A 25,640-nucleotide genomic window follows, 5' to 3' on the forward strand; every position below is an offset into this window, starting at 1 on the left:
TTAACGTACCTTCAGCGTTGCCAGGCCAATCAGCACCAGCATCAGCGAAATAATCCAGAAGCGCACAATGACGCGCGGCTCCGGCCAGCCTTTCAGTTCATAGTGGTGGTGAATCGGTGCCATACGGAAGATGCGCTGACCGCGCAGCTTGAAGGAACCGACCTGCAAAATCACCGACAGCGTCTCAACCACAAACACACCGCCCATGATCACCAGCAGGAACTCCTGACGCAGCAGCACGGCGATAATGCCCAGCGCACCGCCCAGCGCCAGTGAACCGACGTCGCCCATAAAGACCTGCGCCGGATATGTGTTAAACCACAGGAAGCCCAGCCCCGCCCCGACAATCGCCGTACAGACGATCACCAGCTCACCCGCATGTCGCAGGTACGGGATGTGCAGGTAGTTTGCAAAATTCATGTTACCGGTCGCCCACGCCACCAGCGCGAAACCGCCCGCGACAAACACGGTTGGCATGATGGCCAGGCCGTCCAGACCATCGGTCAGGTTGACGGCGTTGCCGGTGCCGACGATCACAAAGTAAGCCAGCAGAATGTAGAACAGCCCCAGCTGCGGCATCACGTCTTTGAAGAACGGCACCACCAGCTCGGTGGCCGGGGTGTCTTTTCCTGCCAGGTAAAGCGCGAAGGCCACGCCCAGCGCAATCACCGACATCCAGAAATACTTCCAGCGGGCGATCAACCCTTTAGTGTCTTTGCGCACGACTTTGCGGTAGTCATCAACAAAACCGATGATCCCGTAGCCAACCAGCACGGTCAGCACGCACCAGACATAGGGGTTAGACGGATAGGCCCACAGCAGAACGGACACCACAATCGCGGTCAGGATCATGATCCCGCCCATGGTCGGCGTACCGCGCTTGCTGAAGTGCGATTCCGGACCATCGTTGCGTACAACCTGGCCGAAAGAGAGTTTTTGCAGACGGGCAATCATGCGCGGGCCCATCCACAGCGAGATGAACAGCGCAGTCAGCAGGCTGACGATGGCGCGAAACGTCAGATAGGAAAAGACGTTAAAGCCTGAGTAATATTTGACCAAATGTTCGGCCAGCCAAACTAACATGTCCCGTTCTCCTGTAATGCGTGCACAACCTCTTCCATGGCGGCACTACGTGAACCTTTAACTAAAACAGTCACAATCTGTTTTTCTGTAATCAATGCCTTCAGGCGTTCGATCAGTGCAGATTTATCGGCAAAATGTTCGCCAACTTCACTGGCATCGGAAATGGCCTTGCTCAGCGTGCCTGCGCTCAATACGCGGTCAAGCCCGGCGGCTTTCGCCGCTTCACCCACCTGAACATGGCAGGCTTCGCTTTCATCACCCAGCTCGGCCATATCGCCCACAACCATCACGCGATAGCCCGGCATCTCAGACAAGACCTGCACGGCCGCCGTCATGGAGCCGACGTTAGCGTTGTAGGAGTCATCCAGCAGAAGTTTGTTTTCAGCCAGCTGGATCGGGAAAAGACGCCCCGGCACGGCTTTTAAATTTGCCAGACCTGCTTTGATCGCCGCGTGTGAGGCACCTACCGCCATTGAGAGCGCTGTCGCAGCAAGCGCATTGGCAATGTTATGACGACCGGGCAGGGGCAGCAGCACCTCGATGTCGCCCGTTGGGGTCGTGAGGGTGAACTCGGTGCCGTGTGACGTCACATGAATGTTGGTCGCCGAAAAATCACTGTTTGCCGCATTCGGTGAGAAGCGCCAGGTTTTGCGTGAACCAATGATGCTCTGCCAGTTCAGCCAGTCGTTGTTATCGGCGTTCATAATGGCGATGCCGTCATCCGGCAGGCCGGTATAAATTTCACCTTTCGCTTTCGCCACACCGGCCAGCGAACCAAAACCTTCAAGATGTGCCGCCGCCAGGTTATTCACCAGCGCCGCTTCCGGACGCGTCAGGCTCACGGTCCAGGCGATTTCGCCCTGATGGTTAGCCCCTAACTCAATCACCGCATATTCATGCTCGTTGGTCAGGCGCAGCAGCGTCATCGGTACACCGATGTCATTATTAAGGTTGCCCGCCGTATAAAGCGTGTTACCGCACTGGCTAAGGATCGCCGCCGTCATCTCTTTAACGGAGGTTTTGCCCGACGAGCCCGTCAGCGCCACGACGCGAGTCGGTACCTGCTGGCGAACCCATGCCGCCAGCTCGCCAAACGCCAGGCGCGTATCTTTCACCACAATCTGCGGCAAATCGATATCGAGCTTACGACTGACCAGCAGCGCGCCCGCGCCGTTATCTTTAGCCTGTTGCGCAAAATCGTGGGCGTCAAAACGCTCGCCCTTCAGCGCCACAAACAGGCAGCCCGCCGTCACCTTACGGGTGTCGGTGGTCACAGCCTCAATGGTCAGATCCTGACCATGCAGCATCCCCTGCAATACCGCAGCGGCCTTGCTTAACGTAATGCTAATCATGCCACCACTCCCAGCAGACGCGCTGCCGTCACGCGGTCGGAGTAATCCAGACGACGATTGCCGACGATCTGATAATCTTCATGACCTTTACCGGCCAGCAGAACCACATCGTTCTCCTGCGCCTGCATAATGGCGTTAGTCACGGCCTCCGCACGGCCTTCGACCACGCGCGCACGACCCGCATCCAGCATGCCCGCCAGAATGTCATTGATAATGGCCCGCGGCTCTTCGGTACGCGGGTTGTCATCGGTTACCACGGGAATATCCGCGAACTGCTCAGCTATGGCGCCCATCAGCGGACGTTTGCCCTTGTCGCGATCGCCACCGCAGCCAAACACGCACCAGAGCTTGCCTGCGCAGTGCAGACGCGCCGCTTCCAGCGCTTTTTCCAGCGCATCCGGCGTGTGTGCGTAATCCACGACCACCGTCGGCTTGCCCGGCGCGCTGAACACTTCCATGCGGCCACAGACCGGTTGCAAACGCTCAGACGTTTTCAGCAGATCCGCCATCGGGTAGCCCAGCGCCAGCAACGTCGCCAGCGCCAGCAGCAGGTTACTGACGTTAAAGGCCCCCATCAGGCGGCTTTCAATTTCACCTTCGCCCCAGGTGGAAGCGAAGCGGATCGTCGCCCCACTATCGTGGTAGTTCACCTCGACCGCCTTCAGCCAGCGGCCGCGGCAGTTCGGATTAATGCGATCTTCCATCGACACCGCCACCGCATCCGGCAGTTTTTCCAGCCAGCGGCGACCGACTTCGTCGTCGGCGTTAATGATCGCCTGCCCGTGGTGGTGAGTGGAATAAAGCAGCCATTTCGCCGCTTCGTAGTGCTCCATATCACCATGATAATCAAGGTGATCGCGGCTCAGGTTAGTAAAGACAGAGGCAGCAAATTTCAGGGCCGCCACGCGATGTTGTACCAGACCATGGGAAGAGACTTCCATCGCAGCGAAGGTCGCCCCCTGCTCAGCGAGGCCCGCCAGCACACGCTGCACGTCAACCGCCGAGCCTGTAGTGTTTTCCGTCGGGCTTACTTTGCCCAGAAGACCGTTCCCCACCGTGCCCATGACGGCACCGGTTTCGCCCAGCAGCTGCGCCCACTGCGCCATCAGCTGAGTGGTGGTGGTTTTTCCGTTGGTTCCTGTCACGCCAACCAGCTTTAACTGGTCGGAAGGTTCGTTGTAAAAACGTCCTGCCAGCGCGGAGAGACGCTCATTCAGCTGGCTGAGATAGATGACCGGCACGCCGTGCATTTCACGGATCTCACCGTCTGTTGCCTCATCTTTGGCCTCAGCAATAATGGCAGCAACACCTTGCGCAATCGCCTGCGGGATATAACGACGCCCGTCCGCCTGATGACCCACTACTGCCACAAAAAGATCGCCAGAAGCCGCTACGCGGCTGTCCAGTACCATCTCTCGCAGTGCTCGCGCAGGTAGCATAGGCACCCACGGAGCAAGAAGGTCGCGCAAATTACGATCTGCCACCTGTTCCCTCGCCTTGATTAATTACAAATTCACTTTTTTCGCCCGTCGCCAGCGCATCCGGTTCAATGTTCATGGTGCGCAACACGCCGCCCATAATAGCCCCGAACACAGGCGCGGAGACGGCGCCGCCGTAGTATTTACCCGCCTGCGGATCGTTGATGACGACCACCAGCGCAAAACGCGGATTGCTTGCAGGCGCTACGCCTGCGGTATAGGCAATGTATTTGTTGATATAGCGGCCGTCCGGCCCCACTTTTTTCGCTGTACCGGTTTTAATGGCGATACGATAGCCCTTAATTGCGGCCTTCACGCCGCCACCGCCAGGTAACGCGACGCTTTCCATCATATGCACGACGGTACGAACGATAGATTCCGGGAAAACACGTTCCCCCGGAACCGGTGGATCAACTTTGGTGATCGACAGCGGACGATAAATGCCATAGCTGCCAATCGTTGCGTAGACTCGCGCTAACTGTAAGGGAGTTACCATTAGCCCGTAGCCGAAAGAGAAGGTGGCCCTCTCTATGTCAGACCACCGTTGTTTTTGAGGATATAAGCCACTGCGTTCTCCGACCAACCCCAAATTGGTCGCCTTTCCCAGCCCAAAACGTGAGTAAGTATCTACTAACGCTGAGGACGGCATCGCTAACGCCAGTTTTGACACACCGACGTTACTCGACTTCTGTAAGACCCCGGTCAGGGTCAGTTCGCTGTAACGTGCCACGTCTTTGATTTCGTGACCGTTAATTCGATAAGGAATCGTATTCAGAACGGTATTTTCGTTGACGATGCCTCGCTGTAGAGCCGTCATCACCACCATAGGTTTTACGGTTGAGCCGGGTTCAAACACATCGGTGATGGAGCGGTTACGCATTGCATCTTTTGCTGTACCGGCAAAATTATTCGGGTTGTATGAGGGGCTACTGGCCATCGCCAGCACTTCACCTGTCGCCACATCCACCAGCACAGCGCTGCCCGATTCCGCCTTGTTAAACGCGACGGCGTTGTTCAGCTCACGATAAACCAGCGCCTGCAAGCGTTCATCAATACTCAGGGCCAGGTTGTGCGCGGCCTGGCTGTCTGTCGAGGAAATGTCTTCAATGACGCGACCATAGCGGTCTTTACGCACGATTCGCTCGCCAGGCTGGCCGGTAAGCCACTTGTCGAAGCTTTTTTCAACGCCCTCAATCCCCTGGCTATCCACGTTGGTAAAGCCAATCAGGTGCGCGGTGACTTCGCCCGAAGGATAGTAACGGCGGGATTCTTCCCGCAGATGAATGCCCGGCAGCTTCAGTTTCTTAATGTAGTCAGCCATGTCAGGGTTCACCTGACGGGCAAGATAGATAAAGCGCCCTTTCGGGTTGGCGTTAACGCGCGACGCCAGCTGATCCAGCGGCATTTTCAACGCGTCTGACAGCGCCTTCCAGCGGTTATCAAGGGTGATCCCGCCTGCATCGTGTAACTCTTTCGGATCGGCCCAGATCGCCTTCACCGGCACGCTCACCGCCAGCGGACGGCCGGAACGATCGGTGATCATCCCACGAGAGGTAGAAACTTCCTGCACGCGCAGAGAACGCATATCACCCTGACGTACCAGCATGTCAGGCGCGATGATTTGTAGCCACGCCACGCGTCCCAGCAGGAAACCCAGCGCCAGTAAAATGCAGCCGCAAAGCAACGCAAAACGCCAACTGACAAAGTTGGCCTGTTCTTCCTGGCGTTTTGGTTTTAGCGTTTTTGCCGCTGCTTTCATGCGTCGCGTTTTCCCTTATTTTTGTACTACGATATTTTCCTGCGAAGGATCAACATGCTGTAATTGCAGTTTTTCCGTTGCGATCCGTTCAACCCGGCTGTGATCGCCGAGCGCGTTTTCTTCAAGGATCAGATTTCGCCATTCAATATCCAGCGCATCGCGTTCCAGTACCATCTGTTCGCGCTGCGCAGTTAATAAACGGGTATGGTGAGCGGTGGTGACCACCATGACTGCCGTCACAATGATGCAAATGAACAAGCAGAGTGGCAGCTTCCCAAACCGCAAAAGATCGTCGCCGATCACGCCAGGCAAGGCATGGCGCTCGTTGCTTCCTAACGATCCCTTAACTTTGCTTAGGGTCTCTGTCACTCTGCTGATCATGCGTTCGTCCTCTCTGCAATACGCAGCACTGAACTACGGGCACGTGGATTCTCTGCCACCTCTTCTTCGCCCGGCATCAACTTGCCTAATGCTCGCAACTGACGGCCTCCCAGCTTTCTGAGTTGTTCTTCCGTCATCGGCAACCCAGCTGGAACCTGCGGACCGCGGCTCTGTTCACGCATAAAGCGTTTTACGATGCGATCTTCCAGCGAATGGAAGCTGATGATGGATAACCGCCCACCCGGGGCCAGCACGTCGAGCGAGCTTTTTAGCGCCAGCTCTATTTCCTCCAGTTCACTGTTTACCCAGATACGAACCGCCTGGAAGGTACGGGTCGCAGGATGTTTGTGCTTGTCCTTCACCGGCGTTGCCGCCGCGATGACTTCTGCCAGCTCTTTGGTACGGGTCATTGGCTCAACGCGGTTGCGCTCCACGATGGCGCGCGCAATACGTTTGCCAAAGCGTTCTTCACCGAAGGTTTTGATTACCCAGGCAATATCCGCTTCGTCAGCAGTTTGTAACCATTCAGCGGCAGACTGGCCGCGAGTGGGGTCCATACGCATATCCAGCGGCCCATCACGCATAAAGGAGAAGCCGCGTTCTGCATCATCAAGCTGTGGTGAAGAGACGCCAAGATCGAGGAGAATCCCGTCGATCTTGCCGGTCAGGCCGCGCTCAGCGACATAATCCGCAAGCGCAGAGAAAGGTCCATGCACGATGGAAAAGCGAGGATCATCGATGGTTTGCGCAACGGCAATCGCCTGCGGATCGCGGTCAATTGCCAGCAGGCGTCCTTCCGCTCCAAGCTGGGAGAGGATCAAACGCGAGTGACCACCGCGACCAAAAGTGCCATCAATATAGATGCCGTCTGGACGAATATTCAGGCCGTTAACGGCCTCATCCAGCAGCACCGTTGTATGTTTATAATTTTCCATCATATTTATAGAGACAAGTCCCGCAGCCGTTCCGATAATGTTGCGGAATCAGACTGCTCAGCGTCGATATCTTCCTTGACCTGTTGATACCAGGTCGTTTCGTCCCACAGTTCAAACTTGTTGAACTGCCCGACCAGCATCACTTCTTTAATCAGACCGGCGTGTTGCCGCAACACAGGCGCAATCAATAATCGCCCGGCGCTATCCATCTGACATTCACTGGCATGTCCCAATAACAACCGCTGCACGCGGCGTTCTTGCGGGTTCATGCTCGACAGTCGCGACAGCTTTTGCTCAATGATTTCCCATTCAGGCAAAGGGTAAAGCAGCAGGCAGGGGGAGTTGATGTCAATGGTGCAAACCAGTTGACCCGAAGCGTTCTCAATCAGCTGGTCGCGGTATCGGGTTGGTACCGATAAACGCCCTTTGCTGTCGAGATTGACTAACGTTGCTCCACGGAACATGCCAGCCTCACCCCTCCTCACCACTTTAACCCACAAATTCCCACCTGAAGGAGTTTACGGAGCGAGGGAAAAGCTTGTCAAGCCAGGACTCTCTCTATACCGGCGCGAAAGCACCGTATTTACAGAGCAAGAGTGACCTGGCTAATAACTACACAACTGGCGAGGCAAAATTAACGTTATGAATATTTGTAAGAAAAAAACCGAATATGCACACGAGCGTTAAGACTCACTCAATATCATCGCAGGGAAATATAAAGTGTCAGTTTGCGACGCGGGCAGCATTTTAAGGCATATCGCCGGGGGATAACAGCACCAGATTAAGCGCAAGGCAATATGGATTCGTTCGTGTACATTGAGGGCTGAAGGGGACAGTAAAAAATGGCTGAATATTCATCGGCTGGCGGCTGTTTGTAACAAAACAATACAAAAGAATGCCCGTTAAAAATTATAATTGCGCTTTTTAACGCCAAAACGGATTCAGAAAAATAGCCGGCTACGAATCTTAGAGATAAATCCTAATTTTTATCCGGGAATTATTTCCCGCAATAAATGCGCCGCAAAAGGGGCAGTTTTACCGCCCCTGTGGAAATATTAATGGCGGCTCAAAATCCCGCGCCGATAGAGATTACGTTTGATACGCGTAAGCCCGGGTTTCGGTTTGCGAGGTTCATCCAGGCTTGCCAGAACAATCTCAAGCACGCGCTCGGCGACGTCGCGGTGACGCTGAGCCACGGCCAGCACCGGACATTGCAGGAAGTCGAGCAGTTCGTTATCGCCGAAGGTCGCAATCGCCAGATCGGATGGCAGCTTGCCATCGCGACGTAACGTCACGTCCATCACCCCCTGCAACAGGGCAAACGAGGTGGTAAACAACGCCTGCGGCATCGGGTGCGTTTCCAGCCATTTCTCGAACAGCTGAGCAGCCGCTTCGCGCTCATAGCTGTTGGCATACAGATAATGAACGTCACGCGGATCGTCTTTCCACGCCGTACGGAACCCTTGTTCACGCAGGAAGCTCACGGATAGTTCAGGCAAAGCGCCAAGATAGAGCACCGTTTCCGCCGGGAAGGTACGCAGCTCGGCAGCCAGCATTTCTGCATCGTCCTGATCGGCACCTACGACGCTGGTGAAATGTTCACGATCCAAAGCACGATCCAGCGCCACAATCGGGAATGGATCGTTCGCCCAGCGCTGATAGAAAGGATGCTCGGGTGGTAAAGAGGTCGACACGATGATGGCGTCAACCTGACGTTGCAGCAGATGCTCAATGCAGCGCATCTCGTTGTCGGGCTGATCCTCGGAGCAGGCAATCAACAGCTGATAGCCCCGCTGACGAGCCTGACGTTCAAGATAGTTGGCGATGCGGGTATAGCTGGTGTTTTCCAGATCCGGGATCACCAGGCCAATCGAGCGGGTGCGTCCGGCACGTAAACCTGCGGCGACAGCATTCGGATGGTAATTATGCTCACGAACGACTGCCATCACTTTCTCAACGGTCTTATCGCTGACACGATACTGCTTTGCTTTACCGTTAATCACATAGCTGGCCGTGGTTCTCGACACGCCGGCGAGCCGGGCGATTTCATCCAGTTTCACAATTGCCCCTCAAAAAAAGAAAAAAGTCCATGGCCCTGTCAAGGTTATGGTTAAATATTTTAACATCTAAACGCAGAATAGCTTTCACGGCAACCGCTTTTGTCCGCGTTGTCGGTGGATTACGCAAAAAAAAGCCCGGCTTTGGCTACCGGGCTGAAAGAGGCGAACCTTTTGCGCAACTAACGCATGATTTTATCGCCGCGCGAGAGGCCAACAACGCCAGAGCGCGCAACTTCAACAATTTTTGCCACATCCCTGACGGAGGCCAGGAACGCATCCAGCTTATCGCTCGTTCCGGCAAGCTGCACAGTATATATAGAAGGCGTGACGTCAATGATCTGCCCACGGAAAATATCCGTGTTACGCTTGACCTCTTCACGGCCATAACCGCTGGCCTGAATTTTCACCAGCATCACTTCACGTTCGACGTAAGCCCCCTGCCCCAGCTCGCTGACGCGCAACACGTCCACCAGCTTGTGCAATTGCTTTTCGATCTGCTCAAGCACTTTCGCATCGCCGACAGTCTGGATCGTCATGCGGGAGAGCGTTGGATCATCGGTCGGCGCAACGGTCAGGCTTTCAATGTTGTATCCGCGCTGCGCAAAAAGCCCAATGACGCGTGACAGTGCGCCCGACTCATTTTCCAGTAATACAGATAATATCCGGCGCATATCAGGTTCTCTCCGTTTTGCTTAACCACATTTCATCCATACCACCGCCACGGATATGCATCGGATAAACGTGCTCTGTGCCGTCTACGATGACGTCCATGAAGACGAGGCGATTGTTTTTAACGTGCTCAAGCGCTTCGCCGAGCTTCGCTTCCAGCTCTGACGGATCGGTTACCCGCATGCCAATATGACCATAGGCTTCAGCCAGACGGACAAAGTCCGGAAGTGACTTCATATAAGACTGAGAGTGACGGCCGGAATAAATCATATCCTGCCACTGCTTCACCATACCGAGGTAACCGTTATTCAGGTTAAGCACCAGCACTGGCAACTCATATTGCAGCGCAGTAGAAAGCTCCTGAATATTCATCTGTATACTGCCATCACCCGTTACGCAGATAACCGTTTCGTTCGGCAACGCCAGCTTCACCCCCAGCGCGGCGGGCAGACCAAAGCCCATCGTGCCAAGCCCGCCTGAGTTGATCCAGCGACGCGGTTTATCAAACGGGTAATACAACGCAGCGAACATCTGATGCTGGCCTACGTCAGAAGTGACATACGCCTCGCCTTTGGTCAGATGCCAGATCGTCTCGATCACCGCCTGCGGCTTGATGTTTTCACTCTGCGTGTCGTATTTAAGGCACTGACGGCCGCGCCATTGTTCGATTTGTTGCCACCAGTCACGGATCTCATCCAGCGGTTGAGAGGCGGTCTCCTGCGCCAGCAGTTCCAACATTTGATCCAGCACCTGTCGTGCGTCCCCCACGATGGGCACATCCGCCGGCACCGTTTTAGAGATAGAAGTAGGATCGATATCAATGTGTAGCACCGTCGCATTCGGACAGTATTTCGCCAGGTTATTGGTGGTGCGATCGTCAAAACGTACGCCGACGGCAAAAATCACATCAGAATGGTGCATCGTCATATTGGCTTCATAGGTGCCATGCATACCCAGCATGCCCAGCGCCTGACGGTGGGTAGCCGGGAATGCCCCCAGCCCCATCAGCGATGACGCGACAGGAAGATTCAGCTTCTCAATCAGTTCGCGTAGTTGCGTTTCACAGGCTGCATTGACGGCGCCGCCCCCCACATAGACTACGGGCTTTTTCGCAGCCAGCAGCGTTTGCAGCGCACGCTTAATCTGGCCTTTGTGCCCTTGCGTCGTCGGATTATACGAACGCATGCTCACCGACTCAGGCCACAGGTAAGGCAGTTTATTCGCGGGATTGAGAATATCTTTTGGCAGATCGACAACCACTGGCCCAGGACGACCGCTGGCGGCCAGCCAGAAGGCTTTTTTCAGCACGCCCGGGATATCTTCCGTTTGCTTAACCAGAAAGCTGTGCTTCACCACGGGGCGTGAGATCCCCACCATGTCGCATTCCTGAAACGCATCATAGCCAATCAGTGACGTCGCCACCTGTCCGGAGAGAATGACCAGTGGAATAGAGTCCATATACGCAGTCGCAATGCCGGTGATGGCATTGGTCGCTCCCGGCCCCGAAGTGACCAGCACTACACCCACTTCTCCCGTGGCGCGGGCCAGGCCGTCAGCCATATGCACAGCAGCCTGTTCATGACGAACCAGAACATGATCAATACCGCCTACCGTGTGCAGCGCGTCATAAATATCGAGAACCGCGCCTCCGGGATAGCCAAACACTTGTTTCACGCCCTGATCGATAAGCGATCGGACGACCATTTCCGCGCCAGACAACATCTCCATGCTTTGCCTCCAGGCTTTTGTTATAGACGGTCAACAGAATTCATTTCCGCGCCGTCTTCTGACAGGGTAAACCCATCTTATAATGTGCAGAGTGAGGGATACCTTAACCGCTCGTTATGAGGCAGGCAATTAGCAAACGGAATGCGGGAATGGGCAATAAAAGCAGAAAAAATAGCTGTCAGACACGAATATGGTGGATTCGTCTGGTATGAGGGGAGACGCTAATAATTCATCTCTTAAAAAGAGGATGGATCAGGAAATCATCTATTTTTAAGCCGCCCTGAGCGTCTGAAAAAATTCGCACAGAACAAAATATTGCCTGCATAAAAAATCACAGAATAAACCGCATGGCACCATGCGGTTTATTCACCCTGACTTATCGACGACAAATATTGATCAGCAACTCTTCCATCCACTGGTGCCCTTTATCCCGCCCCGCCGCTTCATGCCAGGAAAGATAACAGGTACGGCTATTCAGCTTGAGCGGCAGAGGTAAAATTTGCAGGCTCAGCGAATCGGAGAACTCTTCAGCAAGCCAGCGCGGTGCAATAGCGACTAGCTGCGTCTGAGAAACGACATTTAAAACGCTGACCATCGCCATCCCCTGATAGGCCACGCTGGCTTGTTTATCGGCAGTGTCATACCACGGCTGACTGAACGAAGCATATCTGTCCAGAGCAACAACGGCATGCTGCTCGCTGTAAACATCGCTTTCACGCAGCGGCGAATTCATGCGTGGATGTTTTTTGCTGGCGACTAACACCATTTCATCTTTAAACAACGGAACACAGGCAAACTCTGGACGGCGAAACTCTTCGTAGCCCAGAACGAACTCCGTTTCCTGATAACGAAGCTGGTGCTCAGTGTTTTGATTTAAAGATGATTTAAAAACGAGATGAATATTAGGAGCAATCTGTTCAACTTTATTATATATAACAGACGTCAAATAATTGTCTAACGGACTGCAAACACAGAGATGGAAAACCCGCTCACTGCTTAAAGGTTCAAACCCTGAGCCGGGAAGCTCATTTTGAACCAGCTGTAGCGCCTGACGAATCGAACCGAATAGCTGGAATGCACGCGCCGTGGGCTGGATACCTCTTCCATACCGGACGAATAACTCGTCGTTAAACATCACCTTAAGTCTGGCTACGGCATTACTCACGGCAGGTTGAGACATTCCCAGAGATTGCGCTGCTCGCGTAATATTCTGCTCCTGCATAACTGCATCAAATACAGTTAACAGGTTGAGATCCACTGTGCGTAACTGAGGCTTAACCCCATCATAAGGCTGTGGTTGGTTAATATTATTTTCTGGCATTTCTGACTCCACTGTCACGCTAAATTCCCTTTGCCAAAGTACAGTAATAACTTCGAAAAATATGATTTACCATGCATATACAACAAGCGAAAGGAAATTATTTAAAATTCAGAATATATAAAGAACCCTCATTCAAGAGATGGCATTAAGCATTCCCTGAATGAAGAGCTAAAAATCGTTCAAATGATATCTAAAACTTTAATGCAGGCATGAAACCATAAAGCTGGCAAATACACAATCACCGCCTTAGTTAATAATAACTTAAGTATTATTAAACTATGAAGAGCATACACCACGATTTCATTAACAAAATGATATCAATATTGATAACTTTCCCGCCCATGATTCATTCATAGAACTTATAACTCAATGAAATAAAACACATTCCATTTCACAGCACATCGGTAAAAATACTGTGTTCAATTGCTACCAATTATATTCAAATTATTCCAGAGATGAATCTCAAGTCCAATAATAGACAATTAAATCGGTTAACAGCGTAAAAACCAGCACAATTAGCTAATGTGTTTATCCTGCGCTGAGTGGCCGTTTTGCCTGAGAGGGGTTGACATGAGTCGGCGTATCCAGTACCACTAAAAGCATATCGCATTCATCTGGAGCACGATTCATGATTCGCACCCTTCGTTTCACCGGTCTACTACTACTAAACGCATCCACTGTGCGCGGTAGACTGGCGGGCGAAATTCAGCGTTGAATCGTCTTCAGTAAAACTAAAAACCCGCGCCACTGCGCGGGTTTTTTTATGCTCGTAGCAAGGCGCCCTAAGACTGACAAGGACCTAACCCATGAGCCAGCAAGTCGTTATTTTCGATACTACTTTACGTGACGGTGAACAGGCATTACAGGCGAGCCTGAGTGTTAAAGAAAAACTGCAAATTGCGCTGGCCCTCGAACGCATGGGTGTAGACGTAATGGAAGTCGGCTTTCCCGTCTCCTCGCCGGGTGATTTCGAGTCAGTACAGACCATCGCCCGCACCATCAAAAACAGCCGCGTGTGCGGTCTGGCTCGCTGCGTTGAGAAAGATATTGATGTGGCCGCGGAATCCCTGAAAGTTGCAGAAGCCTTCCGTATCCATACATTCATTGCCACCTCCCCCATGCACATTGCAACCAAGTTGCGCAGCACGCTGGATGAAGTGATCGAACGTGCGGTGTATATGGTTAAACGCGCGCGTAACTACACTGATGACGTCGAATTCTCCTGTGAAGATGCAGGCCGCACGCCGATTGACGATTTGGCCCGTGTAGTGGAAGCCGCGATTAATGCCGGAGCCAGAACCATCAACATCCCGGATACCGTCGGCTACACCATGCCGTTTGAGTTCTCTAACATCATCACCGGCCTGTACGACCGCGTACCTAATATTGATAAAGCCATCATCTCTGTTCACACCCACGATGATTTGGGTCTGGCAGTGGGCAATGCCATCGCTGCCGTCCACGCCGGCGCGCGTCAGGTAGAAGGGGCAATGAACGGCATTGGTGAACGCGCCGGCAACTGCTCGCTGGAAGAAGTGATCATGGCGATCAAGGTGCGCAAAGACATTATGAACGTACACACTCGCATCAATCACAACGAAATCTGGCGCACCAGCCAGACCGTGAGCCAGATTTGCAATATGCCGATCCCGGCGAACAAGGCGATTGTTGGTACTGGCGCGTTCGCTCACTCCTCCGGTATTCACCAGGATGGCGTGCTGAAGAACCGTGAAAACTACGAAATCATGACTCCGGAATCCATCGGTCTGAACCAGGTTCAGCTGAACCTGACCTCGCGCTCTGGCCGCGCGGCGGTGAAACACCGTATGGAAGAGATGGGGTATCAGGACAGCGATTACAACATGGATCAGCTGTACGACGCATTCCTGAAGCTGGCTGACAAGAAAGGCCAGGTCTTCGATTACGACCTGGAAGCGCTGGCATTCATCAACAAACAGCAGGAAGAGCCAGAACACTTCCGTCTGGACTACTTCACCGTTCAGTCAGGCTCAAGTGATATCGCTACCGCCTCCGTCAAGCTGGCCTGCGGCGATGAAATTAAAGCGGAAGCCGCCAACGGTAACGGACCTGTGGATGCCATTTACCAGGCGATTAACCGCGTCACCGAGTACGACGTTGAACTGGTGAAATATGACCTGACGGCTAAAGGGCACGGTAAAGACGCGCTGGGCCAGGTTGATATCGTCGTCAACTATAACGGTCGCCGTTTCCACGGTGTGGGTCTGGCGACAGATATCGTTGAATCCTCCGCGAAAGCGATGGTGCATGTCCTGAACAACATCTGGCGCGCCGCCGAAGTCGAAAAAGAGTTGCAACGCAAAGCTCAGAATAAAGAGAACAACAAGGAAACCGTGTAATGTCGAAGAATTACCATATTGCTGTGTTGCCGGGCGACGGTATTGGTCCGGAAGTGATGGCACAGGCGCTGAAAGTACTGGAAGCCGTACGTTCGCGTTTTGCGATGAAAATTACCACCAGCCACTACGACGTGGGCGGTATTGCGATTGATAACCACGGTACGCCACTGCCGAAAGGGACTGTAGAAGGCTGCGAAAATGCCGATGCCGTGCTGTTTGGTTCCGTGGGTGGCCCTAAGTGGGAACATTTGCCTCCAGCAGAGCAGCCAGAGCGCGGCGCGCTGCTGCCGCTGCGTAAACACTTCAAACTGTTCAGCAACCTGCGTCCGGCGAAGCTGTACCCGGGGCTGGAAGAGTTTTGCCCGCTGCGCGCCGATATCGCCGCCAACGGTTTCGACATTCTCTGCGTGCGTGAGCTGACCGGCGGGATCTACTTCGGGCAGCCAAAAGGCCGCGAAGGCAGCGGTCAGCATGAGAAAGCGTTTGATACCGAGGTCTATCACCGTTTTGAAATTGAACGTATCGCGCATATCGCGTTTGAGTCAGCGCGCAAACGCCGCCGTAAAGTGACCTCTATTGATAAAGCGAACGTGCTCCAGTCGTCTATTTTGTGGCGCGAAATCGTCAGTGAAGTTGCCAGGCAGTACCCGGACGTTGAGCTGTCACATATGTATATCGACAACGCAACGATGCAGCTGATCAAAGATCCGTCCCAGTTTGACGTGCTGCTGTGCTCCAACCTGTTCGGCGATATTCTCTCGGATGAGTGCGCCATGATCACCGGCTCCATGGGCATGCTGCCCTCGGCCAGCCTGAACGAAGAAGGCTTTGGCCTGTACGAACCGGCGGGCGGCTCCGCGCCGGATATCGCAGGTAAAAACATCGCCAACCCGATTGCGCAGATCCTCTCCCTGGCTCTGCTGCTGCGCTACAGCCTGGATGCAGGCGATGCAGCAACCGCAATTGAAAACGCCATTAACCGGGCATTAGAAGAAGGCGTCCGTACCGGTGATTTAGCACGCGGCACGGCGGCAGTCAGTACCGATGAAATGGGCGACATCATTGCCCGCTATGTCGCTGAAGGGGTGTAATCATGGCTAAGACGTTATATGAGAAGTTGTTTGATGCGCACGTTGTTTACGAAGCACCAAACGAAACCCCACTGTTGTACATCGACCGTCATCTGGTACACGAAGTGACCTCTCCTCAGGCATTTGACGGCCTGCGCGCGCATAAGCGCCCGGTGCGTCAGCCGGGTAAAACCTTTGCCACGATGGATCACAACGTTTCCACCCAGACCAAAGACATCAATGCATCTGGCGAGATGGCGCGTATCCAGATGCAGGAGCTGATTAAGAACTGTAACGAGTTTGGCGTGGAGCTGTACGATCTGAACCACCCCTATCAGGGTATCGTCCACGTAATGGGGCCTGAGCAGGGTATTACTCTGCCGGGCATGACCATCGTCTGCGGCGACTCCCACACCGCGACGCACGGCGCATTTGGCGCCCTGGCGTTCGGGATTGGGACCTCTGAAGTTGAACACGTTCTGGCGACGCAGACCCTGAAGCAGGGCCGCGCCAAAACCATGAAGATTGAAGTGAAGGGTAAAGCCGCGCCGGGTATCACCGCGAAAGATATCGTGCTGGCGATTATCGGCAAAACCGGCAGCGCAGGCGGCACCGGTCACGTCGTGGAATTCTGCGGCGACGCTATCCAGGCGCTGAGCATGGAAGGTCGTATGACCCTGTGCAACATGGCCATTGAGATGGGCGCCAAAGCAGGCCTGGTGGCCCCAGACGAAACCACTTTCAACTATGTGAAGGGGCGTCTGCATGCGCCGAAAGGTCAGAATTTTGACGACGCGGTAGCGTACTGGAAAACCCTGAAAACGGACGAGGGGGCAATTTTTGATACCGTTGTGACGTTACAGGCGGAAGAGATCGCCCCGCAGGTCACCTGGGGCACCAACCCGGGCCAGGTGATTTCCGTCAACGACAGCATTCCTGACCTGGCCTCCTTTGCCGATCCGGTCGAACGTGCCAGTGCGGAAAAAGCGCTGGCCTATATGGGGCTGAAGCCCGGCGTGCCGTTGACCGACGTGAGCATTGATAAAGTGTTCATCGGCTCCTGTACCAACTCCCGTATTGAAGATTTACGCGCAGCGGCAGAAATTGCTAAAGGCCGCAAAGTGGCGCCGGGCGTGCAGGCGCTGGTTGTGCCGGGCTCCGGGCCGGTGAAAGCCCAGGCGGAAGCGGAGGGTCTGGATAAGATCTTTATTGAAGCAGGCTTCGAGTGGCGCCTGCCCGGCTGCTCCATGTGTCTGGCCATGAACAACGACCGCCTGAATCCGGGCGACCGCTGTGCCTCCACCAGCAACCGTAACTTTGAAGGCCGTCAGGGCCGCGGTGGGCGCACCCACCTGGTCAGCCCGGCAATGGCCGCCGCTGCGGCAGTCACCGGTCATTTCGCCGATATTCGCAGCCTGAAATAAGGAGACAATCATGGCAGAGAAATTTACCCAACATACGGGCCGGGTTGTCCCTCTGGACGCCGCTAACGTCGATACTGACGCGATCATTCCTAAGCAGTTTTTGCAGAAAGTGACGCGCACGGGTTTTGGTGCGCATCTGTTCAACGACTGGCGTTTCCTCGACGATAAAGGCGAAGTGCCGAACCCGGAATTCGTCCTGAACTTTCCGGAATACAAAGGGGCTTCCATTCTGCTGGCGCGGGAAAACTTTGGCTGCGGATCGTCGCGTGAACATGCGCCCTGGGCATTAACCGACTACGGCTTTAAGGTGGTTATCGCCCCGAGCTTCGCGGATATCTTCTACGGCAACAGCTTCAACAACCAGCTGCTGCCGGTGACGCTGAGTGACGAACAGGTCGATGAACTGTTTGCGCTGGTGCAGGCGAATCCGGGGATTTCGTTTGAGGTGGATCTGGAAGCGGAAGTGGTGAAAGCAGGGGATAAGATCTACAGCTTCAGCATTGATGCGTTCCGCCGCCACTGCATGCTGAACGGTCTGGATAGCATTGGCCTGACGCTGCAACACGAAGAGGCTATCTCCGCTTACGAGAAAAAACAGCCTGCGTTTATGGGTTAAAGGCAATGGCCCGCAGGGCGCGGGCCATTGATAAGGGTGCGTTGAGGCTCAACCACTCTGGAGAGGCGGGGAAAACTCCCCGCCAATACTGCTAACGTTTTGCTTCGTAAGCCAACACTGCCGCCAGCTCTGTTTTCTCCTGTCTGAAGTGCAGCTCACACAGCGAGTCGCGCACCATCCAGGTGAAGATCAACAGCGTCGTACAGATCAGAAACAAACCTAACAGCAGAGTACGTTTTGGCATTCCAGCCTCCTTATTGCTTTTCGGCAATGAAGAGACTAACCTCGCAATGATCGTTGTGAAGTTTGTCTCCCCATCAGTTTTTTGATGTGGGACTCTCCACTGTTTGCCTCTTGCGAAAGCCTGAGGCAAACAGCCTCAAGCACCCGCCACGCACTCTATGCGCCTTCTCGGCGCCTGTCAGAAAATCGTTTCATTTCGTGAAGCCGCCTTCCAGAATCAAACGTCTTTTACCCGGCACGTCAGTATCAGCGTGACAAGCGAAATCGCTGCGATCACCCAGTACACGGATGCATGCCCATAGCTTTGCGACAGCGCCCCCTGAATTACCCCTGCCAGAATCACGCCGGTAGAGATACTGTTGGTAAACAGCGTGGTCGCGGAGCCTGCGCGCCCCGGCATTAAATCCTGGAACCAGAGCATGCCTATCCCGGCAACGATGCCGATAAATACCGCGTTAAACAGCTGTAACGCCAGCAAGGCTTCACGCGAATGGAACAGGTTCAGCCCCGCGTAGAACAGTACCCCGGCCGCCACGGCGACGACCATCATCCGACGCTTTCCGAAACGTTTGACGTAGTAACCCGCCAGAATCATCGCCGGGATCTCCAGCCCGGCAGCGGTGCCCATCAGAATACCCGCCAGCTTGTCGGGCAGTCCCAGATCGCTGCTGATCCACAGCGGCATATCAATAATGTACATGGTGTTGCAGGTCCACATCAGCGTGGAGGCGATAAACAACATGCGGACGTTTTTATCCTGCCAGCCGCTCACCTGCGTGATGGGCTTGTCCGTCACCTGCTCTACGCGCGCCACCGATGGCAGCGCAAAGGCTATCAGCGCCAGGCTGATGACAAAAATCCCCGCCGCGATGGAAAACATGGTGGTGAAGCCGTAGTTCAGCGCCAGCATAAACGCCAGCGGCGGACCGATGACCCACGCGAGAGAGAGCTGCGCACGCATCACCGAGCTGAACATCACCACTTCCCTCGCCGAGCTGTCGGCGTACTCCCGGGCCAGGGCGAACAGTTGCGGCATCGCGGTGTTCGCCAGAGAGGCCAGCAGCACGCCGCAGGTAATGAGCGTCAGGTAATGGCGGTTGAAGGCAAACAGCAGCGCGTTGCCCACGGCCATGGCGCAACAAAAGAGGATCAGCTTACGGCGATCGCCCTGGCTGTCGGATCGTTTCGCCAGCCACAGGCTGACGAGGATCCCGGCAATGGCGTTGACGGTGTAGAACAGACCCACCCAAAACGGCTGCGCCCCCACCTCGCGGCTGAGAAACAGGCTCAACGTCGGCGCCTGTAGCGCGCCGGCCACGCCCATCATGAAGGCCACCAGCATAAAAGCGGCGTACACGCCATTCAGGCGTCGCCCCATCGTCATCAACCAGAGCATGCGCAAGTCCTTATGAAAGCGAATCGAAATTGGGTGAAATAGTAAACGAAAAAAGCCAGCAAAAAACATTTTGCTGGCAGGTGATTAGCACCAATACTCAGTCACACATGATCGAGGCGAGTTAGCGAGAAGAGGTCGGTTTCGTAACGTCCCACTGCATCAGATCTTCCAGTATTCTCAGCCGCTGCTCTGCGCACTGGCGGGCCAGCCAGGACACTCCCTTTGTCGCTGAAAAATAGTGCTGATAAAACTGACGTGCGGTAGACCTCTTCATAATTTACCTCCTCGCTTCATCGAAAAGGATTATTGGCTTAATATAGGGATTAATAAATTGCTGATTTTTTGTCAGGAGTTCCCCTTTTATGCCTTCCGGTCGTCTGCAACAACAATTTATCCGCCTCTGGCAGTGCTGCGAGGGGCAATCGCAGGAGACCACGCTGAACGAGCTGGCCGAGCTCCTCAACTGCTCCCGGCGTCATATGCGCACGCTCCTTAATACCATGCAGCAGCAGGGCTGGCTAAACTGGGAGGCCGAAGCCGGACGCGGCAAGCGTTCGCGCCTGACTTTCCTTTATACCGGCCTGGCGTTACAGCAACAGCGAGCGGAGGATCTGCTGGAGCAGGACCGCATCGATCAGCTGGTCCAGCTGGTGGGCGACAAAGCCGCCGTGCGCCAGATGCTGGTCTCGCATCTGGGACGCAGCTTTCGTCAGGGACGCCACATTCTGCGGGTACTTTACTACCGCCCAATGAAAAATCTGTTGCCCGGTACGGCGTTACGTCGCTCTGAAACCCACATGGCCCGGCAGATTTTCAGCGGCCTGACGCGGATAAATGAGGAAAACGGGGAACTGGAAGCGGATATTGCCCATCACTGGCAACAGGTGTCTCCGCTGCACTGGCGCTTCTTTCTACGCCCCGGCATTCATTTCCACCATGGACGCGAGCTGGAGATGCGCGACGTTATCGCCTCTTTAGAGCGCGCCCGCACGCTGCCGCTCTATTCGCATATCACGCGGATCCACTCCCCAACGGCCTGGACGCTGGATATTGAGCTTTCGCAGCCGGACAAATGGCTTCCGTGGCTTCTGGGCTACGTGCCATCAATGATCCTGCCTGCCGAGTGGCGATCCCTGAACAATTTTTCCAGCCAGCCGATTGGTACGGGCCCCTACTCCGTTTCACGGAACAACAGTAATCAACTGAAGATCCGCGCCTTTGATGATTACTTTGGCTATAGGGCGTTGATCGACGAAGTGAACGTCTGGGTGTTACCGGATCTCAACGAAGAGCTGAGCGCAGGCCTGACCCTGGAAGGGCCAACAGCCGGTGAAAAGGCGTTCGAAAGCCGCCTGGAGGAGGGCTGCTACTACCTGCTCTTTGATGGCCGCAGCCATCGCGGGGCAAACCACGACGTCCGCAGGTGGATAAGCCATATTCTGGCGCCCGCTAACCTGATTTATCACGCAGAGGAGCAATACCAGACCTGGTGGTTCCCGGCCTATGGCCTGCTCCCACGCTGGCACCATGCGCAGCCCGTCCGCAGTGAAAAGCCTGCCGGACTGGAGATCATCACCCTCAGCTACTATCGCGATCACATTGAGCACCGTTTTCTGGCGAGGATCATGAGCACGCTGCTGGCAGCCGAAGGCGTGACGCTGGCGATTCAGGAAGTCGATTATGATGAATGGCATCGCGGAGACGTCATCAGCGATATCTGGCTCAACAGCGCAAACTTTACGCTGCCGCTTGATTTCTCGCTCTTTTCTCACCTGTACGAGGTGCCCCTGATTCAGCACTGTATCAACCGGGACTGGCAGCAGGACGCCGCGCGGTGGCGGGCGGGAGAAATGGATCTGGCCGCCTGGTGTCAGGAATTACTGACCGGGCAGACGATCGTACCGCTGATTCACCACTGGCTGCTGATCCAGGGGCAGCGCAGCATGCGCGGCCTGCGGATGAATACCCTCGGCTGGTTTGATTTTAAATCCGCCTGGTTTGCGCCGCCGGAGCCATAACGCTTTCGTAATATTCACCAAATCATTACAATAGCGCCGTTCTCAACGGGGTGCTGCATCACTGATGTGCGCTGAGATAATACCCGTCGAACCTGATCCGGATAACGCCGGCGAAGGGATTTGAGGCTGTCTCTCAAAATCCTTTGCCACTCAACCCTGAGGTGCAAAGTGTTAAAAAACGTTCTTCCTCTGCTGGCGCTGTTTGCGCTGCCTGTTTTTGCTAAGCCCGTTCTGACGGTCTACACCTACGACTCCTTCTCCGCCGACTGGGGCCCCGGCCCGGTGGTAAAAAAAGCCTTTGAAGCCGACTGCAACTGCGAGCTGAAATTCGTGGCGCTGGAAGATGGCGTCTCGCTGCTCAACCGTCTGCGCATGGAAGGCAAAAACAGCAAAGCCGACGTGGTGCTCGGGCTGGATAACAACCTGCTGGAAGCCGCCACCCAAACCAGACTGTTCGCCAAAAGCGGTGTGGCGTCAGATGCCGTCAACGTACCGGGCGGCTGGAAAAACGACACCTTCGTTCCCTTTGATTACGGCTACTTTGCGTTTGTCTACGATAAAAACAAGCTGAAGAATCCGCCCAAAAGCCTGAAAGAGCTGGTCGAAAGTGACCAGAAATGGCGCGTAATTTATGAAGATCCGCGTACCAGCACCCCGGGTCTGGGGCTGCTATTGTGGATGCAGAAAGTCTACGGGGATAAAACGCCGGAAGCGTGGCAGAAGCTGGCCGCGAAAACCGTTACCGTCACCAAAGGCTGGAGCGAAGCCTACGGCCTGTTCCTGAAAGGCGAAAGCGATCTGGTGCTGAGCTACACTACCTCTCCGGCCTACCACATTATCGCCGAGAAGAAGGATAACTACGCCGCCGCGAACTTTGCTGAAGGGCATTATTTGCAGGTGGAAGTGGCCGCCCGCACCGCCGCGAGCAAACAGCCGGAGCTTGCCGAAAAATTCCTGAAATTTATGGTCTCCCCGGCATTCCAGAATGCTATTCCGACAGGAAACTGGATGTACCCGGTCACTGACGTTGCGCTGCCGGCAGGCTTTGAGCAGCTAAACAAGCCGCAAACCTCACTGGAATTTACGCCGCAGCAGGTTGCCGCCCAGCGCGCCGCATGGATTAGTGAATGGCAACGCGCCGTCAGCCGCTGATCCCCGGCTGGTTAGTTCCCGGGCTGCTCGCCGCCATACTGATGGTGGTCGTCAGTCTGGGTGCATTCCTTGCGCTGTGGTTTAACGCGCCAGAGAGCGATCTGCTCGCCCTCTGGCACGACAGCTATCTCTGGCACGTCATCCGTTTCTCCTTCTGGCAGGCGTTTCTCTCCGCGCTGCTGTCGACGATCCCGGCCATTTTCCTTGCACGCGCCCTCTATCGCAGACGTTTCCCCGGCAGGCTTGCCCTGCTGCGGCTGTGCGCGATGACGCTGATCCTGCCCGTGCTGGTGGCGGTGTTCGGTATTCTGAGCGTCTACGGTCGGCAGGGCTGGCTGGCATCCCTCTTCAACCTGCTTGGTCTGGAATGGACCTTCTCCCCTTACGGCCTGAAAGGCATTCTGCTGGCGCATATTTTTTTCAATATGCCGATGGCGACGCGTCTCTTTTTACAGGCGCTGGAAAACATTCCCGGAGAGCAGCGTCAGATTGCCGCCCAGCTTGGCATGCGCGGCTGGTCGTTCTTCCGCTTTGTCGAATGGCCGTGGCTGCGACGCCAGATTGCCCCGGTGGCCGCGCTAATCTTTATGCTCTGCTTCGCCAGCTTCGCGACCGTGCTTTCTCTCGGCGGCGGGCCGCAGGCCACCACCATTGAGCTGGCGATCTATCAGGCCTTAAGTTACGACTACGATCCGGGCCGCGCCGCGCTGCTGGCGATGGTGCAGATGGTCTGCTGCCTGGCGCTGGTGTTACTCAGCCAGCGGCTGAGTAAAGCGATCCCCACAGGCAGCAATCACTTGACAGGCTGGCGCGATCCGCAGGACAGCCTGCACAGCCGCGTCGCGGATTTTATGCTGATCGCGCTGGCCCTCCTGCTTCTGCTGCCCCCGCTGCTGGCCGTTATCGTTGATGGCCTGAATCGCAATGTGTTGTCGGTACTGCAACAGCCTGTCCTGTGGCAGGCGACGTGGATCTCATTGCGCATCGCGCTGGCAGCCGGGCTGCTGTGCGTGATCCTGACCATGATGCTGCTCTGGAGCAGCCGCGAGCTGTACGCGCGTCATGCCCGTAAAGCCGGACACGCGCTGGAACTGACGGGTATGCTGATCCTGGCGATGCCGGGTATTGTGCTGGCGACCGGATTCTTTTTACTGTTCAACAGCACCATCGGCCTGCCGGAAAGCGCCGACGGCATCGTCATTTTTACCAACGCGCTGATGGCTATCCCTTACGCGCTCAAGGTGCTGGAAAACCCGATGCGCGACGTCAACAGCCGCTACAGTTTGCTGTGTCAGTCGCTGGGCATGCAGGGCTGGCAGCGTCTGAAGGTGGTCGAACTGCGCGCGCTAAAGCGTCCGCTGGCTCAGGCGCTGGCGTTTGCCTGCGTGCTGTCGATTGGCGATTTTGGCGTTGTGGCCCTCTTTGGCAACGAGGATTTCCGCACGCTGCCGTTCTGGCTTTATCAGCAAATTGGCTCCTATCGTAGCCAGGACGGCGCCGTCACGGCGCTGCTCCTGTTGCTGCTGTGCTTTGCGTTATTTACCGTTATCGAAAAACTTCCGGGGCGTGATGTTAAAACTGACTGATGTAACCTGGCTTTATGAGCACCTGCCAATGCGTTTTACCCTCTCCGTTCGTCAGGGAGAGCGAATCGCAGTGCTTGGCCCTAGCGGGGCCGGAAAAAGTACTCTGCTCAATCTGATTGCCGGTTTTTTGCAGCCTGCCAGCGGGTCGATCGTCATTGATAATGGCGAATATACCTACGCTCCGCCGGCTACGCGCCCGGTGTCGATGCTGTTCCAGGAAAATAATCTGTTCAATCATCTTACGGTGTGGCAGAACATCGCGCTGGGTATGGATCCGGGGTTAAAACTCAGTGTTGCGCAGCGTCAGACGCTGGAGGCGATCGCCGAACAAATGGGCCTGGCTGCGTTTATCAACAGACTACCGGGTGAGCTTTCCGGCGGCCAGCGCCAGCGCGTGGCGCTGGCACGCTGTCTGGTGCGCAAGCAGCCGCTGCTGCTGCTCGACGAACCCTTTTCGGCGCTCGACCCGGCCCTGCGTCAGGAGATGCTCTCGCTGGTTGAGGAGGTTTGCGAGCGCGAGCAACTGACGATGCTGATGGTTTCGCATAGCATCGAAGATGCCGCACGCATCGCGCCGCGATCGGTGGTGATCGCGGAGGGACGTATTTTGTGGGATGGGGAAACAGAAGAACTTCTGAGTGGTAAGGCGGGGGCATCTTCACTTTTAGGTATTCGTGAGGTCTGATGCCCTCACCCTGGTCCTCTCCCACAGGGAGAGGGATCCCCAGTAATTTGAAAGCAAAAGCGATAACGTTGCCTTCAGAATAACTGAGGGCTTTCAGCGATGCCCTGGTACGGCTGTAAATCGCTGAGGCGTTTCCTGTAGGCCGGGGCGAGGCGCAGGGATGCGCCGAGAGGGCGGGCTTTACAGGGATGTTACCTCCGCCCGTCCCCGATAAGCCGGAAGGAATAAGCCGAAGGTACCGCGAAGCGGCGATTTTCCGCCGGAAGCCCGGGTCGCCAGGGTGGTGGCGACTGAGCCACCCTGGCA

At 55.1% G+C, this 25,640-nt stretch carries 23 protein-coding genes and 1 riboswitch; of the genes, 9 read left to right on the forward strand and 14 right to left on the reverse strand.

The genetic code is table 11. The annotated features are described in order from the left end of the window. From mraY to leuO, 11 genes are all read right to left on the reverse strand, one after another. Complete coding sequence (gene mraY, locus O1722_RS19445; RefSeq protein WP_003856353.1) at positions 1–1,083, reverse strand: phospho-N-acetylmuramoyl-pentapeptide-transferase; 1,083 nt, start codon at positions 1,081–1,083, stop codon at positions 1–3. Next, entirely contained in the window at positions 1,077–2,435 is a 1,359-nt protein-coding gene (gene murF, locus O1722_RS19450; RefSeq protein ID WP_033486444.1) for a UDP-N-acetylmuramoyl-tripeptide--D-alanyl-D-alanine ligase, read from the reverse strand. The genes mraY and murF overlap by 7 nt, the downstream gene beginning before the upstream one ends. Further along, positions 2,432–3,919, reverse strand: coding sequence for a UDP-N-acetylmuramoyl-L-alanyl-D-glutamate--2,6-diaminopimelate ligase (gene murE, locus O1722_RS19455; protein ID WP_017383786.1), 1,488 nt, complete (start codon positions 3,917–3,919; stop codon positions 2,432–2,434). Before murE ends, murF begins: the two co-directional genes overlap by 4 nt. Next, positions 3,906–5,672: a peptidoglycan glycosyltransferase FtsI gene (ftsI, locus tag O1722_RS19460; protein WP_003856361.1), complete on the reverse strand. Its 1,767-nt coding sequence runs from the start codon at positions 5,670–5,672 to the stop codon at positions 3,906–3,908. Before ftsI ends, murE begins: the two co-directional genes overlap by 14 nt. Positions 5,673–5,687: 15 nt before the next feature. Then, entirely contained in the window at positions 5,688–6,053 is a 366-nt protein-coding gene (gene ftsL, locus O1722_RS19465; protein WP_003856363.1) for a cell division protein FtsL, read from the reverse strand. Further along, positions 6,050–6,991, reverse strand: coding sequence for a 16S rRNA (cytosine(1402)-N(4))-methyltransferase RsmH (gene rsmH / locus O1722_RS19470; RefSeq protein ID WP_003856366.1), 942 nt, complete (start codon positions 6,989–6,991; stop codon positions 6,050–6,052). Before rsmH ends, ftsL begins: the two co-directional genes overlap by 4 nt. 2 nt (positions 6,992–6,993) lie before the next feature. Beyond that, a complete protein-coding gene (mraZ, locus tag O1722_RS19475; protein WP_033486443.1) occupies positions 6,994–7,452 on the reverse strand; it encodes a division/cell wall cluster transcriptional repressor MraZ in 459 nt (152 codons plus the stop codon). A gap of 591 nt (positions 7,453–8,043) precedes the next feature. Beyond that, a complete protein-coding gene (cra, locus tag O1722_RS19480; protein WP_003856369.1) occupies positions 8,044–9,048 on the reverse strand; it encodes a catabolite repressor/activator in 1,005 nt (334 codons plus the stop codon). 179 nt (positions 9,049–9,227) lie between these two features. After that, positions 9,228–9,719 (reverse strand): acetolactate synthase small subunit, encoded by a 492-nt coding sequence (gene ilvN, locus O1722_RS19485; RefSeq protein ID WP_003856371.1) that lies wholly within the window; start codon positions 9,717–9,719, stop codon positions 9,228–9,230. Position 9,720: 1 nt separating this feature from the next. Next, on the reverse strand, positions 9,721–11,445 hold the full coding sequence (gene ilvI / locus O1722_RS19490; RefSeq protein ID WP_015572665.1) for an acetolactate synthase 3 large subunit: 1,725 nt from the start codon (positions 11,443–11,445) through the stop codon (positions 9,721–9,723). Between the two features lie 376 nt (positions 11,446–11,821). Next, positions 11,822–12,766 (reverse strand): transcriptional regulator LeuO, encoded by a 945-nt coding sequence (gene leuO / locus O1722_RS19495; RefSeq protein ID WP_017383788.1) that lies wholly within the window; start codon positions 12,764–12,766, stop codon positions 11,822–11,824. Between the two features lie 628 nt (positions 12,767–13,394). Between leuO and leuL the strand changes: the two genes are divergently transcribed. From leuL to leuD, 5 genes are all read left to right on the forward strand, one after another. Continuing rightward, the gene (gene leuL / locus O1722_RS19500) at positions 13,395–13,481 is read left to right on the forward strand and encodes a leu operon leader peptide (RefSeq protein WP_057979999.1); all 87 of its coding nucleotides are present in this window, start codon (positions 13,395–13,397) and stop codon (positions 13,479–13,481) included. 91 nt (positions 13,482–13,572) lie between these two features. Further along, positions 13,573–15,144 carry a 2-isopropylmalate synthase gene (leuA, locus tag O1722_RS19505; protein WP_017383789.1) on the forward strand — a complete coding sequence of 524 codons (1,572 nt, stop codon included), beginning with the start codon at positions 13,573–13,575 and terminating at the stop codon, positions 15,142–15,144. Continuing rightward, entirely contained in the window at positions 15,144–16,235 is a 1,092-nt protein-coding gene (leuB, locus tag O1722_RS19510) for a 3-isopropylmalate dehydrogenase (RefSeq protein ID WP_033486442.1), read from the forward strand. Before leuA ends, leuB begins: the two co-directional genes overlap by 1 nt. Before the next feature lie 2 nt (positions 16,236–16,237). After that, on the forward strand, positions 16,238–17,638 hold the full coding sequence (leuC, locus tag O1722_RS19515) for a 3-isopropylmalate dehydratase large subunit (RefSeq protein ID WP_033486441.1): 1,401 nt from the start codon (positions 16,238–16,240) through the stop codon (positions 17,636–17,638). Between the two features lie 10 nt (positions 17,639–17,648). Continuing rightward, complete coding sequence (gene leuD, locus O1722_RS19520; RefSeq protein ID WP_015572662.1) at positions 17,649–18,254, forward strand: 3-isopropylmalate dehydratase small subunit; 606 nt, start codon at positions 17,649–17,651, stop codon at positions 18,252–18,254. 91 nt (positions 18,255–18,345) lie between these two features. Here leuD and O1722_RS19525 read toward each other — a convergent pair whose 3' ends face one another. From O1722_RS19525 to sgrT, 3 genes are all read right to left on the reverse strand, one after another. Further along, positions 18,346–18,498: a Hok/Gef family protein gene (locus O1722_RS19525; RefSeq protein WP_010427008.1), complete on the reverse strand. Its 153-nt coding sequence runs from the start codon at positions 18,496–18,498 to the stop codon at positions 18,346–18,348. A 216-nt stretch (positions 18,499–18,714) separates the two neighbouring features. Then, positions 18,715–19,893, reverse strand: coding sequence for a sugar efflux transporter (locus tag O1722_RS19530; protein ID WP_033488170.1), 1,179 nt, complete (start codon positions 19,891–19,893; stop codon positions 18,715–18,717). Positions 19,894–20,014: 121 nt separating this feature from the next. Continuing rightward, the gene (gene sgrT / locus O1722_RS19535) at positions 20,015–20,167 is read right to left on the reverse strand and encodes a glucose uptake inhibitor SgrT (protein ID WP_003856388.1); all 153 of its coding nucleotides are present in this window, start codon (positions 20,165–20,167) and stop codon (positions 20,015–20,017) included. A gap of 88 nt (positions 20,168–20,255) precedes the next feature. On the opposite strand from sgrT, the gene sgrR reads away from it, so the two are divergent. The 4 genes from sgrR to thiQ all read left to right on the forward strand — a co-directional run bounded on the left by sgrR (position 20,256) and on the right by thiQ (position 25,334). Then, entirely contained in the window at positions 20,256–21,911 is a 1,656-nt protein-coding gene (gene sgrR, locus O1722_RS19540; RefSeq protein WP_033488171.1) for an HTH-type transcriptional regulator SgrR, read from the forward strand. Between the two features lie 36 nt (positions 21,912–21,947). Then, a riboswitch (TPP riboswitch) is annotated at positions 21,948–22,048 on the forward strand. A gap of 31 nt (positions 22,049–22,079) precedes the next feature. Next, entirely contained in the window at positions 22,080–23,063 is a 984-nt protein-coding gene (gene thiB, locus O1722_RS19545) for a thiamine ABC transporter substrate binding subunit (RefSeq protein ID WP_032647227.1), read from the forward strand. Continuing rightward, positions 23,039–24,649: a thiamine/thiamine pyrophosphate ABC transporter permease ThiP gene (thiP, locus tag O1722_RS19550; protein ID WP_033488172.1), complete on the forward strand. Its 1,611-nt coding sequence runs from the start codon at positions 23,039–23,041 to the stop codon at positions 24,647–24,649. The genes thiB and thiP overlap by 25 nt, the downstream gene beginning before the upstream one ends. Then, positions 24,633–25,334 carry a thiamine ABC transporter ATP-binding protein ThiQ gene (gene thiQ / locus O1722_RS19555; RefSeq protein ID WP_033488173.1) on the forward strand — a complete coding sequence of 234 codons (702 nt, stop codon included), beginning with the start codon at positions 24,633–24,635 and terminating at the stop codon, positions 25,332–25,334. The genes thiP and thiQ overlap by 17 nt, the downstream gene beginning before the upstream one ends. The last annotated feature ends 306 nt before the right edge of the window (positions 25,335–25,640 follow it).

It is taken from the genome of Enterobacter cloacae complex sp. HYC003_NIDB (assembly GCF_056673375.1).